A 13174-nucleotide genomic window follows, 5' to 3' on the forward strand; every position below is an offset into this window, starting at 1 on the left:
ATGAAACGATTAATTTTTGTAAGACATGGTAAGTCTTCGTGGGATTCATCCGTTGAAGATAAAGATAGACCACTCAAAGAAAGAGCATATAAAGATGCAGATCATGTAACTTCTGCTCTTAAAGCGTACCTAAACTTTCCGGTTGAGGTGTTTTCTAGTCCAGCAAATCGTGCAAAAACAACTGCTGAATTATTTAAAACTGAACTTAATATTGAGGATCAGCATTTTCATATTAAGCCTCAATTGTACACATTTGATGCTGATGAAGTCCTTCAATTCATAAACAATCTAGATGACAAACTAGATAATGTTATGTTGTTTGGTCACAATCCAGCTTACACAACTATGGTAAATAAACTTGGTAGTTTGCCAATCGATAATTTGCCAACTACTGGCCTGGTCAGTATTGTTTTTGAAATTGAGTCTTGGAAACAAATTCAAAAAGGAGAGACTCATTTATATTTATTCCCTAAAAAATTACGCTAATGCGCGAAAATAAATATGATAACAGAGAATTAAGTTGGTTGAAATTTAATCAACGAGTATTGCAAGAAGCTGCAGATCCTAGCGTTCCTTTGATTGAAAGATTAAGATTTTTGGGTATTTTTTCTAATAATTTAGACGAGTTTTTCAAAGTTCGTTATGCAACGGTAAAACGAATAGATCTTGCTGGTAAAGCCGGTAAAAAAGTTTTAGGAGGATTTAATGCTGGACGCCTGCTTAAAGAAATCACTCAAATTGTGATTAAGAAACAAGCGGAAAGTTTAGAAATTTTAGCTTCAATACAGAATCAGTTAAAAGATCACGACATTTTTGTAATCGATGAAAGTGAAGTCACCTCAGAACAAGCAAAATTCTTAAAAGAATTTTTTCTTCAAAAGGTAAGTCCGGCTTTGGTCACCATTATGTTGAACGAAATAGATAAAGTGCCAAACCTTAAAGACTCTAAAGCTTATTTAGCCGTGAAAATGGTTCAATTGGAAAAAGACAGACTTTCCAATCGATATATTTTAATTGAAATACCTTCGAGTGTAGAACGATTTGTAGAAATTCCATCTACAAATGGAAAGAAGTATATCATATTGCTAGATGATTTGATTCGATATAATTTGGATGTGATTTTCAACATATTCGACTATGATAGTATTTCTGCACATATGGTAAAAATTACAAGAGATGCAGAATTAGATCTCGAAGGTGACTTGAGTAAAAGTTATATAGAGAAGTTGATGGATAGTGTGAAAGATAGAATTGAAGGTGATCCCGTTCGTTTTGTATATGATAAAGAAATTGAACAAGACACGCTTGATTTTCTATTGAAAAAGATGGAAATCGATACTACAGATAGTCTTATACCTGGTGGTAAGTACCATAATAGAAGAGATTATATAAATTTTCCAGATCTTGGTGCTAAACATCTGATATATGATAAAATTGAACCTTTACCAATTCCAGGATTAGAAATACAAGGAAGTCTGTTGGAAAAGATATCTAAGAAAGATTTTCTTCAGCATGTTCCTTACCAAACTTTTTCTTATACCGTGAAATTCTTAAGGGAAGCTGCCTTAGATCCTAAGGTGAAATCAATAAAGATCACTATTTATAGATTAGCTTCAGTTTCTCATATAGCAAGTTCACTTATCAACGCCGTAAAAAATGGTAAACGTGTCACTGTTTCTATAGAGTTGCAAGCGCGTTTTGATGAGGCCAACAACATCAAGTATGCTGAGAAAATGGAACGAGAAGGCGTAAAGCTGATCTTTGGGGTAACTGGGCTCAAAGTACATTGTAAAACTTGTATAATCGAACGTTTGGAAAACCAAAAAATTAAATATTATGGTTTTATAAGCACAGGAAATTTTAATGAAAACACAGCTAAAATTTATACTGATTATACCTTGTTTACTGCACATCAGGGAATTTTAAAAGACATTGATAAAGTTTTTGATTTCTTTGAAGTGAATTATAAAATCAAAAGATATAAGCATCTCATTGTTTCACCTCATTATTCACGATCAAAATTTTCAGATTTGGTTGAACAGGAAATCATAAACCATAATGAAGGGAAAAAATCTGGCATTTATTTGAAAATGAATAGTTTGTCTGATTATGGGATGATTGATAAGCTTTATGAAGCGAGTAGAGCAGGAGTGAAAATAAAATTGATTATAAGAGGAATCAACTGTCTTATCCCTCAGGTGAAAGGGATGAGTGAGAATATAGAATCTATAAGTATTGTTGATAAATTTCTTGAACACCCTAGATTATATATTTTTCAAAATGAGGAGTATCCAAAAGTATTTATCTCTTCTGCAGACTGGATGACTAGAAACATAGATCATCGCGTGGAAGTCACTTGTCCTATATATGATGAAGATATCAAACAAGAATTGATAGAAACTTTTGACATTTGTTGGAATGATAATGTGAAGGCTAGAGATTTTTCTTCCAAAACTGAAAATGACTATAGAAAAAAATCTGGTCCAGCATTTCGAAGTCAGTTTGAAACTTACACCTATTATCAGAAAAAACTTAAGGCATCAAAAAAAAATAATTAATTATGCTATCCATCAAAAAATTTGCTGCCATAGATATAGGTTCTAATGCTGTGCGATTGCTTATTTCAACAGTAACTGAACCAGATAATAAGCCAGTAACTTTTAAAAAGACATCGCTTGTAAGAGTTCCTATAAGACTTGGTCAAGATGTTTTTACAAAATCTTATATTTCTGATGAAAATACAGAAAGGATGGTAGACACCATGAAGGCTTTCAGTTTGCTTATGAAATCCCATAAAATTCAAGAATATAGAGCTTGTGCTACATCCGCAATGCGAGACGCAAAAAATGGAAAAGCAATTGCAGAAAAAATTGCAGCAGAGTGTGATGTAACTATTGAAATCATTGATGGGTCCGATGAAGCTTCAATTATTGCTGCGACTGACTTACACACTTTAGTCGACGACAATAAGACTTATCTATATGTAGATGTAGGTGGTGGCAGTACAGAGTTCACTTTATTTTCTGAAGGAAAAACAGTTGAATCCAAATCCTTTAAGCTAGGTACAGTGAGAATTTTGAATAATACTATAGCAGATGATGTCTGGAAAGATGCAGAGCAGTGGATAAAAAATGTAACCAAGCCGTATTCGAGGATAGAAATGGTTGGTTCTGGGGGTAATATCAATAACATATTTAAATCCAGTAATAAAAAACCAGGTAAGCCACTATCTTACTTTTACTTGAGCTCTTATTTTCAATTATTAAATTCACTAACATACGAAGAGCGTATATCCGAATTAAGTTTAAATGAAGATAGAGCAGATGTGATTATACCCGCGACCAAAATTTATTTATCAGCTATGAAATGGAGTGGTTCAAAATCTGTACATGTACCTAAGATTGGTCTGGTTGACGGTATCATTAAGTCTCTCTATCAGAATTCAAAATCCTAATCTGAAATTTTAATTGAAAATGACTTATAAAAGATCATTTCTCTGGAGGATACTTTTGAAGAATTTTGCCAACTAGTGAACGAAAAAATTCTTCTCGTTCTTTTCCTTTCAAGTTTTCATTAAAACTCGCTTCTACCACACCTTGCCAAAATAAATTGTTTGTAAGGCCATCTGCAAATTCTACAGTTAATGCAATACTTCTCTTTGTGTTTTGAGGTGAAATTGTTCCACCTATGCCTCCGTTATATCCACCTATTCCTATACCAAAATTACTGTTAGAGGTCTGGTTGAATACTTCTGCATAAAAATTGACTTTAAAATCTGGGATCAATTTTTCTTTAAAACCCTTAGCTGTAAGAGTATCTTGTATTGCCACAAAAATTCGATCTTCATCCAGTTGTGATAATCCTGAATTTTCAATGGCATAAAAAGCAAAACTCTTGTGCTCTTCAAATTCTACATCTGAGGCGTAGTCGGTAAACACTTTGGGTGAATTACAGGACAATAGGATTATAGGAAGTAAAATTAAACTTAAGCTTGCTTTCATTTTTTTATTCGAAATTTAGAAATTAGATTACAATATGTAATCCTTTTTAGCTAAATATTAAAGGTCTTCTCTCATTTTCTGGACTTTATCTTTAAGCTGACTCATATAATCGAGAATTTTAACTTGTACTTTTTCATCTTTTACACCAAGTATTTGTGCTGCAAGTATTCCTGCATTTTTTGCACCGTTGAGTGCTACTGTTGCTACAGGAACACCACCAGGCATTTGCAAAATAGACAGAATGGAGTCCCATCCATCTATGGAATTGCTTGATTTTACGGGAACACCAATGACAGGAAGGGGAGTGATTGAGGCTACCATACCTGGTAAATGAGCTGCTCCTCCAGCACCTGCTATAATGACATCAATCCCGTTTTTGTGAGCATTTTTTCCGAAATCCATCATGTATTCTGGAGTTCTGTGAGCGGATACAATATCAACTTCAGTTTCGATTCCAAATTCTTTCAATATATCTATAGCATCTTGCATGACTGGGAGATCACTCTTACTCCCCATAATGATGGCAACTTTATTCATAATTAGGATTTTTTTGATATAACCTTAATTTTTGATTTTACAGTTTCAGCAATGGCTCTTGCCTCGCTCAATTCTGAATGTATAACATTCACATGTCCCATTTTCCTGAAAGGACGTGTTTCTCTTTTTCCATAGATGTGTGGGGTAACTCCTGGCATAGCCATAATTTTCTCAATACCTTCATAAATTACATCTCCAGTATGATTTTCGTCACCAACTAAATTAACCATCACAGAATTAGTTTTACTTTCAGTACTTCCAAGAGGTAAATCTAGAATTGCTCTTAAGTGTTGTTCAAATTGATTAGTGAAACTACCTTCAATACTGAAATGTCCACTATTATGAGGTCTTGGTGCAACTTCATTTACTAAAACATCATCAGTTTTTGTGACAAACATTTCAACTGCCAGTAACCCTACATGCTCAAATTTACTTGAGACTTTCTGTGCCAAATCTCTGGCTTTGTTAGTCACATTTTCATTAATCCTTGCAGGACAAAGCACATATTCTACCTGGTTAGCTTCAGGATGAAATTCCATCTCTACAACTGGATAAGTTTTGATTTCACCAGAAACGCTCCTTGAAACAATCACAGCGATTTCAGTTTTAAAATCAACTAAATCTTCTGCAATACATTCTACATCTGGGAGTTCACTGATGGCCTTTTCAGATTTAACTACACTTACACCTTTACCATCATACCCGCCTGTGCTGCTTTTCCAGACGAAAGGGAGGCTGATATTTTCTTCAGAAACTGCTTTTTTGAGTGCAGTTAAGTTTGAAAAAATCTCAAATTTGGCAGTTGGTATTTGGTTTGAGTGATAAAAAGTTTTCTGAACAGCTTTATTCTGAATTTTTTTTAAGGTGTCTGCTGAAGGATATACTTTTTTGCCCAATGCCTCAAGGTCTTCTAAAGCTTTCACATTAACGGATTCAATTTCAAAAGTAAGGAGATCAACTTTTTTTCCGAAAGCCATGACTTTGTCGTAATCCATAAGGCTTCCAACTTCAAAATGGTTGCAAGCAAGTTTCGAAGGTGCCTCAGGATTAGCATCCATTACGTAGGTTTGAATATCAAATTTGCGAGTATCATAAAGCATCATTTTGCCCAATTGACCACCGCCTAAAATTCCTAGTTTAAAGTCTGAAGAAAAAAAATGTGTCATGAGACAAAAATAACAGATTTAGGTACTGTTCTGTAGTAAATCTAAAATAATTTCATCTTTAATAAGTTTATAGTAGAGCAATTTTGTTTTCATTATTATTGTATAAATATTTCCTTCATGAAATTTTTTGAGAATACCGTAAAAGTCAGGCTTTTCATTCTTTTTACGTCTATAGTTGTAATAGGAGTTGTGGTATGGAATATATCAGTATTCTATGAAGGTGTCAAAAATGAGGAGCGGGAGAAAATGAGAATCTGGTCTTCGGCTCAGGCCTCTGTAAACAAAGCAGGGGAGGAACAAGATCTTAACCTAGAATTGGAAATATTAAATACAATTAATGATATCCCAATGTTTATCGTTAACGAATCTGATGGATTTCAGGAGGTAAACAATATCCCTCAGCCAATTACAAATGATTCGTTGCGACTGAAACAGTACTTCGAATCTATTAAGGATCAAAATCAGCCTATTATTATAGATTTAGGCGAAGCCGGGAAGCAATATTTATATTATGGAGATTCATCAATTCTTACAAAAATCAAGTACTATCCTTTTATTTTATTGTTGATTATATTTCTTTTGCTGGGACTCATTTATCTGTATTATGTAACAGCTAAAAATAGTGAGAAAAACAAGCTTTGGGCAGGAATGGCCAAAGAAACTGCGCATCAAATAGGAACTCCACTATCATCTTTGGTAGGATGGATGGAAATATTAAGATCAGAAAATGTTAATCCAGAGTATATTTTTGAAATTGAAAAGGATATCGATAGGCTGAAAACTATAACTGAACGGTTTTCCAAGGTTGGATCAAAATTAACTCTCGAGATTTCAAGTTTAAATAAAGCTGTAGAAAATACATTTAACTATATAAAGGATAGGAGTTCTAATCTGATTCAATTTTCAATCGAATTACCAGAGGAAGACTTAAAATGCAAGCTAAATCCAGTCTTGTTAAGCTGGACTATCGAGAACCTTACAAAAAATGCCATAGATGCAATGAAAGGTCGTGGAAAACTGAAAATATCTCTTTTTGAAGATAAGAACTTTTATAAAATTCACGTGAGTGATTCTGGTAAAGGAATACCTGCTTTAAAATTTAAAACTATTTTCCAACCTGGATTCTCTACCAAAGATCGGGGTTGGGGCTTAGGATTATCTCTTTCCAAGCGTATCATTGAAGATTATCACTTTGGGAAAATTAAAGTATTATCCAGCTCTGCAGAATCCGGATCAGTATTCGAGATTAAACTACCAAAAGCTACCTAGTTTGTAGCCTTATCCTTGTCTTCATTCAAAGTTTTCCATAGCAAATCCTTCAGTGGTTGTAAACCTTGCTGTGCTATAGAAGAAATGAATACGTGAGGAATATTATCGAACGCGTTTTCAATTTCCTGAGCCAACTCAGCTTTTAGTTCATCATCGAGCAGATCTGCTTTTGAAATTGCAATGACTCTTGATTTATCTAGCAGCTCTGGGTTGTAACGGCGTAATTCGTCAAGCAGAACCTCATATTGTTCTTTTACACTAAGAGCATCTGCCGGAATGAGAAATAGTAAGGTAGAATTTCTTTCTATATGTCTCAAGAAACGATAGCCAAGACCTTTCCCTTCAGCTGCGCCTTCAATTATTCCAGGAATATCGGCGACAACAAAGGTTTTATAATCTCGGTACATTACAATACCAAGATTAGGTTTCAAAGTTGTGAATTCGTAGTTGGCTATCTTTGGTTTAGCAGCAGTAATAACAGATAATAAGGTTGATTTCCCAGCATTTGGAAAACCTACAAGACCAACATCTGCAAGAAGTTTCAATTCTAGAGTAATATCTTTTTCTTCACCGGGAATTCCTGGTTGTGCAAATCTTGGAGTCTGGTTGGTAGAACTTTTGAAATGGGCATTTCCTTTTCCTCCCATTCCTCCTTCTACCACTATGTATTCTTCTTCATGTTCAGTCATTTCCTTGATGACCTCATTTGTATTGGTATCTCTTATAATTGTTCCGAGTGGCACTTCTATGTATTGATCCTCTCCATCAGCACCAGTACTAGTTTGCTTGCTGCCATGTTCACCATGAGTAGCTTTTATGTGTCTTTTAAATTTTAAATGAAAAAGTGTCCACAAATCTTTATTAGCCTTAAAAATGATATGACCACCACGACCACCATCACCCCCGTCAGGACCACCTTTAGGAATATATTTTTCGCGTCTAAGGTGTGCGGAACCTTTTCCTCCGTTTCCAGATTTTAAATGGAGTTTTATGTAATCTACAAAGTTTCCTTCAGTCATAGTATAAAGCTAAATGCAGTGTGTTATTTTAAAGAATCAATGACGTTACTGATGCGATCTGTAATTTCTGAAATAGAACCTACGCCATCTACACCGTAATATTTATCTTCTTTTTTATAAAATTCTTTGAGAACTTCTGTCTCTTTGTAATAAACTTTAATTCTGTTTTTTATAACGTCTTCATTGGAATCATCTTTTCTTCCTGATGTTTTTCCTCGCTCCAAAAGACGTTCAACCAAAACTTTATCTGGAACTTCCAATGCAATCATTGCATCAATTTGTGAGTCTTTGGATTCCATCAATTCATTTAATGCTTCAGCTTGAGCTTTAGTCCTTGGAAACCCGTCAAAAATAAAACCTTTACTATCTAAATGTTCTTCTACTTTCGCATTAAGCATCTTGATGGTGACTTCGTCTGGTACTAAATCACCTTTATCCATGTAGGATTTAGCAAGTTTTCCAAGTTCAGTTTCGTTTTTAATATTGTATCTAAACAAATCTCCAGTAGAAATGTGTTTAAGATCATATTTATTTTTAAGGTTTTCTGCTTGAGTTCCCTTTCCAGCTCCTGGAGGGCCAAATAACACTATATTAATCATCGAGCTTTGATTTTAATTGATATATTTCAGAGATATTTCTTCCTAATCCGTTGTAATCTAGGCCGTAACCTACTATAAATTTATTTGGTATTTCCAGCCCTATATAATCTATGGGGAGTGATTTTTTATAAGCTTCTGGTTTAAAAAACAGACTTGCAATTTTATAAGATGCAACACCTTCCTTTTCTAAAACTTGAACAATGTGTTCTAAGGTATTACCAGTGTCTACAATATCTTCAACAATAATAACATCTCTGCCTTTCAGATTGCCTGCCCCAAGAAGTGTACTGACTTCACCTGTTGATGAAGTGCCTTCATAGGAAGCCAACTTAGTAAAGCTAATTTCGCAGTCGCCTTCATAGTATTTCATTAAATCTGATAAAAACATGAAAGCACCATTTAATATTCCCAAAAAAATAGGTGTTTTAGAATCGTAGTCTGCAGAGATTTGCTCTGCAAGTTTTTTTATAGATTGTTGTAACGTATTTTGATCAAGATAGGGTTCGAATTCCAAATCATGAAGCTTCACCATTGTCATAAATTTTATGAGCTGCAAATATAAGGATTCAAAATCTATAAAGTACGTTCATAAAACTTAAATAAAAAACTCCCAATTTTGATCTTTAAAGATGGAGTTTCATGCTTTTGAAGGTTGATATATTTTTATCTAAATACGTAAGTCTTCTCTTGCCCATTAAGGCTTAAGAACGTTACAAGCATTGGATCATCAGGATCTTTATTATCAATAATAGCTCTTACGTCTTCAATAGAATTCACTTTCTTTTCATTTATTTTAGTAATCAATAAACCACTGATGTCACTTTTAGTGAAACTATTAGGTAATACTTTGTTTATAAGTACTCCAGATTCTGCTCCATATTTTTTTAAATCTGCTTCAGAAATTTCTGTTACTTCTACACCGATATCTTTTATTTGATATACTTTAAAAATATCTAGAGTAACATCAGTAGTTAGCTGTTTATCATTTCTTAAATAACTCACCATGACAGTTTCACCTGGATTTTTAGAATTTAAATATCCAGTCATATCTGCAAACTTTCTGATTTTAATATCATCAATTGAATTTATAATATCTCCTTCTCGTAATCCAGCTTCATGTGCTCCACTACCTTCTTCAACATCTTTGATATAAACTCCCTGGGAACTTTCAACTTCAAGTTGTTTTGCAAATGCACTATTCAATTCTATTACCTTGACGCCTAAAATTGCTTTTCTAACGTTTCCGAATTCAATTAAATCCTCAACAATCTTTTTTGCGTTATTACTAGGTATAGCAAAAGAATAACCTATGAAAGAGCCTGTTTGAGAGGTGATGGCAGTATTAATACCAATGAGTTCTCCTCTAGTATTCACTAAAGCTCCACCGCTATTCCCCGGATTTACTGCTGCATCTGTCTGTATGAAAGACTGGAAATTGCTGTCGGACCTTCCTAGATCTCTTGCTTTTGCGCTCACGATTCCTGCAGTTACAGTTGAAGTAAGATTGAAAGGATTGCCAACAGCTAAAACCCATTCGCCGACCTGTACATCATTGGAATCGCCAAAGGCTAAGAAATCCAGTTCTGTAGCATCAATCTTTAATAAAGCAATATCATTACCAGGTGCTTTTCCTAAGACTTCAGCAACATAAGTTTTGTTGTTATTTAAAGTAACTTGTACTTCAGATGCTCCTTCAATGACGTGATTATTGGTAACTATTAGTCCATCAGGACTTAGAATTACTCCAGAACCTGCCCCTCGTATGGCTTTTCGAGTTTCACCACTACCGTAGCTGTAGTCAAAGGGATTTCGTGATTGTCGAAATGTGGTTACATTTTTGACGTGAACGACAGCATTTACTGTTTTTTTAGCAGCTTCAGTAAAATTTAATTCTGAAGTTTCTCCTGTGTAGGAAGCTAACTGCGTCTTTGTATTGTTGTTTTGGTTTTGCCAAGGAATTTTATATTCCTGAGTTACGGATTCTGACTCTTTGTCAAAAATTTTGTAACCGCTTATACTTAATACGCTAGCAAATAATGCAATTGATAATAATTGAACATTTTTCTTCATAATATGTTATTATTTTAATTTAAAATTAATTTTAAGCTATCTTTTCAAAACTCCATTTAACCCATTTTTAACCCCTAAACTTCCTTTATTAATTCCCTATATTTGTGAATTATAAACCTAAGTGATGGATTTGCATTTTTATAAATACCAAGGCACAGGAAATGATTTTGTTTTAATAGATAACAGATCACTTAATTTCAAAAATGATACCAAAACTATCAAAAAGCTTTGCGACAGACGCTTTGGTATTGGTGGAGATGGTCTTATTCTACTGGAAGACTCCTCATTGGAAATGTGTGATTTTAAGATGGTATATTTCAATGCTGATGGAAATGAAAGTTCCATGTGTGGAAACGGGGGTAGATGTATAGTTGCTTTTGCTAAGCAATTGGGTATAATTGATACTGAAACTACTTTTGATGCTGTTGATGGTCTGCATTCTGCTATAATAAAAGGTAATTCTGTCAACTTGAAAATGGCAGACGTTCCAACTGTTAATTTGAGTCGAGAAGCTTCATTTCTCGATACAGGTTCTCCTCATCATGTTGCTTTTGTAGATGATGTTTACGATTTTGATGTCTTTACTCAAGGGCGTCGCATTAGAAATTTGCCTAACTATGAAGGTATAAAAGGAACAAACGTGAATTTCATACAGGTTTTGGATGATAATGTCCATGTAAGAACTTATGAGCGTGGAGTAGAAGATGAGACCTTTTCTTGCGGTACAGGGGTTACAGCAGCTGCTATTACTGCTAAAATGTCGAATAAGATCGATAAATTACCGATAAAAGTTATTACTAAGGGTGGTAACTTAGAGGTTGATTTTGAAATTGATGGCCCCAACGCAGTGAAAAATATTTGGTTGAAGGGTCCTGCAACATTTGTTTTTGAAGGTGACTATCATGATAAAACTTAAAAGTTCACATATCTTACTTAGAGCATTGACTCCCGAAGATCTAGATTTTTTAGAATTGGTAGAAAATGATGAGAATCTGTGGCACTTAAGTGACACTCTTCAGCCTTTTTCTAGACCAATATTGAAAGAATATTTAGACCATGCACATAAAGATATTTATGAAGCAAAGCAAATGCGGCTAGTTATTGCTCTTCATAACAAGCAACCTATAGGCTTTATCGATCTATATGATTTTGATCCCAAAAATAAACGCGCAGGTTTAGGCATACTCATTTTGGAAGACTATCAGTCAAAAGGATATGGGACAGAAGCTTTAGAGCTGATGCTAGATTATGCATATGATGTTTTAGATCTACACCAACTATTTGCTTCAATTATGGAAGATAATAAGAGGAGCCTGAAGCTTTTTAAAAGTTTTGGATTTGAATCTATAGGTTTAAAAAAAGACTGGAGATATAATTCCGGAAGATTTCAAAATGAATATTTGCTACAAAAAATAAATCATGTATATTAAAAAAGTATTAGTTATTGCTTCTGTGGTTGGGCTGGTTGTTCTTGGTGGGATAAGCATTTACATATATAACATTATTTTTACCCCCAATACTTCTTTTGAAACAGAAACTAAATCAGTGTATATTTCTACAGGTAGTTCTTTACAAGATGTAGTGAATCAGTTACACCCTTTGTTAAATGACACAGACGACTTTATTACAGTTGCAAATAAAAAGGGATACGGAAACAATGTAAAAGCTGGACATTTTGTATTGAAAAGCGGCATGAATAATAATGAAATTATCAATACGCTCAGGTCTAGAAATGTTCCTGTAAAAGTAAGTTTTAATAATCAGCATAGATTAGAGAATTTAGCTAGTAGAGTTTCTGAGCAGATAGAAGCTGATAGTTTGGAGCTTTTACAGGCAATGATTTCTACCGAGTTTCTAGATTCATTGAATATTACTCCACTTGAAAGTTTAAAATATTACATCCCAAATACTTATGAGTTCTATTGGAATACTTCAGGAGAAGCATTTCGTGACAGGATGGTAGGTTATTTCAACGATTTCTGGAACAACCAAAGAAATGCAAAAGCTAGTAAGCTTAATCTTTCGCCAACTCAAGTCATGTCTTTGGCAGCTATAGTTCAAAAGGAAACAGCTAAAGTTGACGAGCGCCCAAAAGTTGCCGGAGTTTACCTTAACAGACTTAAAAAAGGAATGAAACTTCAAGCTGATCCAACAGTTATTTTTGCGATTCAAAATAAAAATCAGGATTTTGAAACTCCTATAAAACGTGTGCTTTATAAAGATTTAGAATTGGATTCTCCTTATAATACTTACAAATACCAAGGAGTTCCTCCTGGACTTATAGCTATGCCCGATGTTTCTTCTATAGAGGCAGTACTCAATGCAGAATCTCATGACTATCTCTATTTTGCTGCAGATACAGAAAATCCAGGATACCATAAATTTGCAAAAACTTTGTCCCAGCATAATCGTAATGCTAGAGCTTACCAAAACTGGATCAATAAACAAGAAATATATAGATAATCTAAGTTTCTTCTAAATAGAAAGGCCTTAAGAAATTGATCTTAAGGCCT

The 13174-nt window shown here is 34.0% G+C and carries 14 protein-coding genes; 7 read left to right on the forward strand and 7 right to left on the reverse strand.

Annotated elements, in window-relative coordinates; all coding sequences use genetic code 11:
- The 3 genes from ACFQ0R_RS10525 to ACFQ0R_RS10535 are packed head-to-tail and all read left to right on the forward strand — an operon-like array spanning position 1 to position 3454.
- Positions 1-486: a SixA phosphatase family protein gene (locus ACFQ0R_RS10525; protein ID WP_379658334.1), complete on the forward strand. Its 486-nt coding sequence runs from the start codon at positions 1-3 to the stop codon at positions 484-486.
- Positions 486-2558, forward strand: coding sequence for a polyphosphate kinase 1 (ppk1, locus tag ACFQ0R_RS10530; protein WP_379658335.1), 2073 nt, complete (start codon positions 486-488; stop codon positions 2556-2558). Before ACFQ0R_RS10525 ends, ppk1 begins: the two co-directional genes overlap by 1 nt.
- Positions 2559-2560: 2 nt before the next feature.
- Positions 2561-3454, forward strand: coding sequence for a Ppx/GppA phosphatase family protein (locus ACFQ0R_RS10535; RefSeq protein ID WP_379658336.1), 894 nt, complete (start codon positions 2561-2563; stop codon positions 3452-3454).
- Positions 3455-3488: 34 nt separating this feature from the next.
- On the opposite strand, the gene ACFQ0R_RS10540 is transcribed toward ACFQ0R_RS10535, so the two are convergent.
- Genes ACFQ0R_RS10540 through ACFQ0R_RS10550 form a run of 3 tightly spaced genes read right to left on the reverse strand, consistent with a single transcriptional unit; the run spans position 3489 to position 5704 of the window.
- Positions 3489-4001, reverse strand: coding sequence for a DUF4136 domain-containing protein (locus tag ACFQ0R_RS10540; protein ID WP_379658337.1), 513 nt, complete (start codon positions 3999-4001; stop codon positions 3489-3491).
- A 57-nt stretch (positions 4002-4058) separates the two neighbouring features.
- Positions 4059-4538, reverse strand: coding sequence for a 5-(carboxyamino)imidazole ribonucleotide mutase (purE, locus tag ACFQ0R_RS10545; RefSeq protein WP_379658338.1), 480 nt, complete (start codon positions 4536-4538; stop codon positions 4059-4061).
- A gap of 2 nt (positions 4539-4540) precedes the next feature.
- A complete protein-coding gene (locus ACFQ0R_RS10550) occupies positions 4541-5704 on the reverse strand; it encodes a 5-(carboxyamino)imidazole ribonucleotide synthase (RefSeq protein ID WP_379658339.1) in 1164 nt (387 codons plus the stop codon).
- A gap of 117 nt (positions 5705-5821) precedes the next feature.
- On the opposite strand from ACFQ0R_RS10550, the gene ACFQ0R_RS10555 reads away from it, so the two are divergent.
- Positions 5822-6973, forward strand: coding sequence for a sensor histidine kinase (locus ACFQ0R_RS10555; RefSeq protein WP_379658340.1), 1152 nt, complete (start codon positions 5822-5824; stop codon positions 6971-6973).
- On the opposite strand, the gene obgE is transcribed toward ACFQ0R_RS10555, so the two are convergent.
- The 4 genes from obgE to ACFQ0R_RS10575 all read right to left on the reverse strand — a co-directional run bounded on the left by obgE (position 6970) and on the right by ACFQ0R_RS10575 (position 10661).
- Positions 6970-7992: a GTPase ObgE gene (gene obgE / locus ACFQ0R_RS10560; protein ID WP_379658341.1), complete on the reverse strand. Its 1023-nt coding sequence runs from the start codon at positions 7990-7992 to the stop codon at positions 6970-6972. The genes ACFQ0R_RS10555 and obgE overlap by 4 nt on opposite strands.
- Positions 7993-8015: 23 nt before the next feature.
- Positions 8016-8591, reverse strand: a complete 576-nt coding sequence (locus ACFQ0R_RS10565; RefSeq protein ID WP_379658342.1) for an adenylate kinase — start codon at positions 8589-8591, stop codon at positions 8016-8018.
- Positions 8584-9123 carry a hypoxanthine phosphoribosyltransferase gene (hpt, locus tag ACFQ0R_RS10570; protein ID WP_379658343.1) on the reverse strand — a complete coding sequence of 180 codons (540 nt, stop codon included), beginning with the start codon at positions 9121-9123 and terminating at the stop codon, positions 8584-8586. Before hpt ends, ACFQ0R_RS10565 begins: the two co-directional genes overlap by 8 nt.
- Before the next feature lie 131 nt (positions 9124-9254).
- The gene (locus ACFQ0R_RS10575) at positions 9255-10661 is read right to left on the reverse strand and encodes a trypsin-like peptidase domain-containing protein (protein WP_379658344.1); all 1407 of its coding nucleotides are present in this window, start codon (positions 10659-10661) and stop codon (positions 9255-9257) included.
- 124 nt (positions 10662-10785) lie between these two features.
- Here ACFQ0R_RS10575 and dapF point away from each other — a divergent pair, with 124 nt between their 5' ends.
- Genes dapF through mltG form a run of 3 tightly spaced genes read left to right on the forward strand, consistent with a single transcriptional unit; the run spans position 10786 to position 13124 of the window.
- Positions 10786-11577, forward strand: coding sequence for a diaminopimelate epimerase (gene dapF / locus ACFQ0R_RS10580; protein ID WP_379658345.1), 792 nt, complete (start codon positions 10786-10788; stop codon positions 11575-11577).
- Positions 11564-12091 carry a GNAT family N-acetyltransferase gene (locus ACFQ0R_RS10585; protein ID WP_379658346.1) on the forward strand — a complete coding sequence of 176 codons (528 nt, stop codon included), beginning with the start codon at positions 11564-11566 and terminating at the stop codon, positions 12089-12091. The genes dapF and ACFQ0R_RS10585 overlap by 14 nt, the downstream gene beginning before the upstream one ends.
- On the forward strand, positions 12081-13124 hold the full coding sequence (gene mltG / locus ACFQ0R_RS10590; protein WP_379658347.1) for an endolytic transglycosylase MltG: 1044 nt from the start codon (positions 12081-12083) through the stop codon (positions 13122-13124). The genes ACFQ0R_RS10585 and mltG overlap by 11 nt, the downstream gene beginning before the upstream one ends.
- Positions 13125-13174: the final 50 nt, after the last annotated feature.

The organism is Psychroflexus salinarum (assembly GCF_042677225.1).
Classification (GTDB): Bacteria; Bacteroidota; Bacteroidia; order Flavobacteriales; family Flavobacteriaceae; genus Psychroflexus; species Psychroflexus salinarum.

What these genes read in the sequence shown, in the direction of transcription:
- ACFQ0R_RS10525 (WP_379658334.1), top strand. Translation starts at nt 1, where the DNA reads ATGAAACGATTAATTTTTGTAAGACATGGTAAGTCTTCGTGGGATTCA.
- ppk1 (WP_379658335.1), top strand. Translation starts at nt 486, where the DNA reads ATGCGCGAAAATAAATATGATAACAGAGAATTAAGTTGGTTGAAATTT.
- ACFQ0R_RS10535 (WP_379658336.1), top strand. Translation starts at nt 2,561, where the DNA reads ATGCTATCCATCAAAAAATTTGCTGCCATAGATATAGGTTCTAATGCT.
- ACFQ0R_RS10540 (WP_379658337.1), bottom strand. Translation starts at nt 4,001, where the DNA reads ATGAAAGCAAGCTTAAGTTTAATTTTACTTCCTATAATCCTATTGTCC.
- purE (WP_379658338.1), bottom strand. Translation starts at nt 4,538, where the DNA reads ATGAATAAAGTTGCCATCATTATGGGGAGTAAGAGTGATCTCCCAGTC.
- ACFQ0R_RS10550 (WP_379658339.1), bottom strand. Translation starts at nt 5,704, where the DNA reads ATGACACATTTTTTTTCTTCAGACTTTAAACTAGGAATTTTAGGCGGT.
- ACFQ0R_RS10555 (WP_379658340.1), top strand. Translation starts at nt 5,822, where the DNA reads ATGAAATTTTTTGAGAATACCGTAAAAGTCAGGCTTTTCATTCTTTTT.
- obgE (WP_379658341.1), bottom strand. Translation starts at nt 7,992, where the DNA reads ATGACTGAAGGAAACTTTGTAGATTACATAAAACTCCATTTAAAATCT.
- ACFQ0R_RS10565 (WP_379658342.1), bottom strand. Translation starts at nt 8,591, where the DNA reads ATGATTAATATAGTGTTATTTGGCCCTCCAGGAGCTGGAAAGGGAACT.
- hpt (WP_379658343.1), bottom strand. Translation starts at nt 9,123, where the DNA reads ATGGTGAAGCTTCATGATTTGGAATTCGAACCCTATCTTGATCAAAAT.
- ACFQ0R_RS10575 (WP_379658344.1), bottom strand. Translation starts at nt 10,661, where the DNA reads ATGAAGAAAAATGTTCAATTATTATCAATTGCATTATTTGCTAGCGTA.
- dapF (WP_379658345.1), top strand. Translation starts at nt 10,786, where the DNA reads ATGGATTTGCATTTTTATAAATACCAAGGCACAGGAAATGATTTTGTT.
- ACFQ0R_RS10585 (WP_379658346.1), top strand. Translation starts at nt 11,564, where the DNA reads ATGATAAAACTTAAAAGTTCACATATCTTACTTAGAGCATTGACTCCC.
- mltG (WP_379658347.1), top strand. Translation starts at nt 12,081, where the DNA reads ATGTATATTAAAAAAGTATTAGTTATTGCTTCTGTGGTTGGGCTGGTT.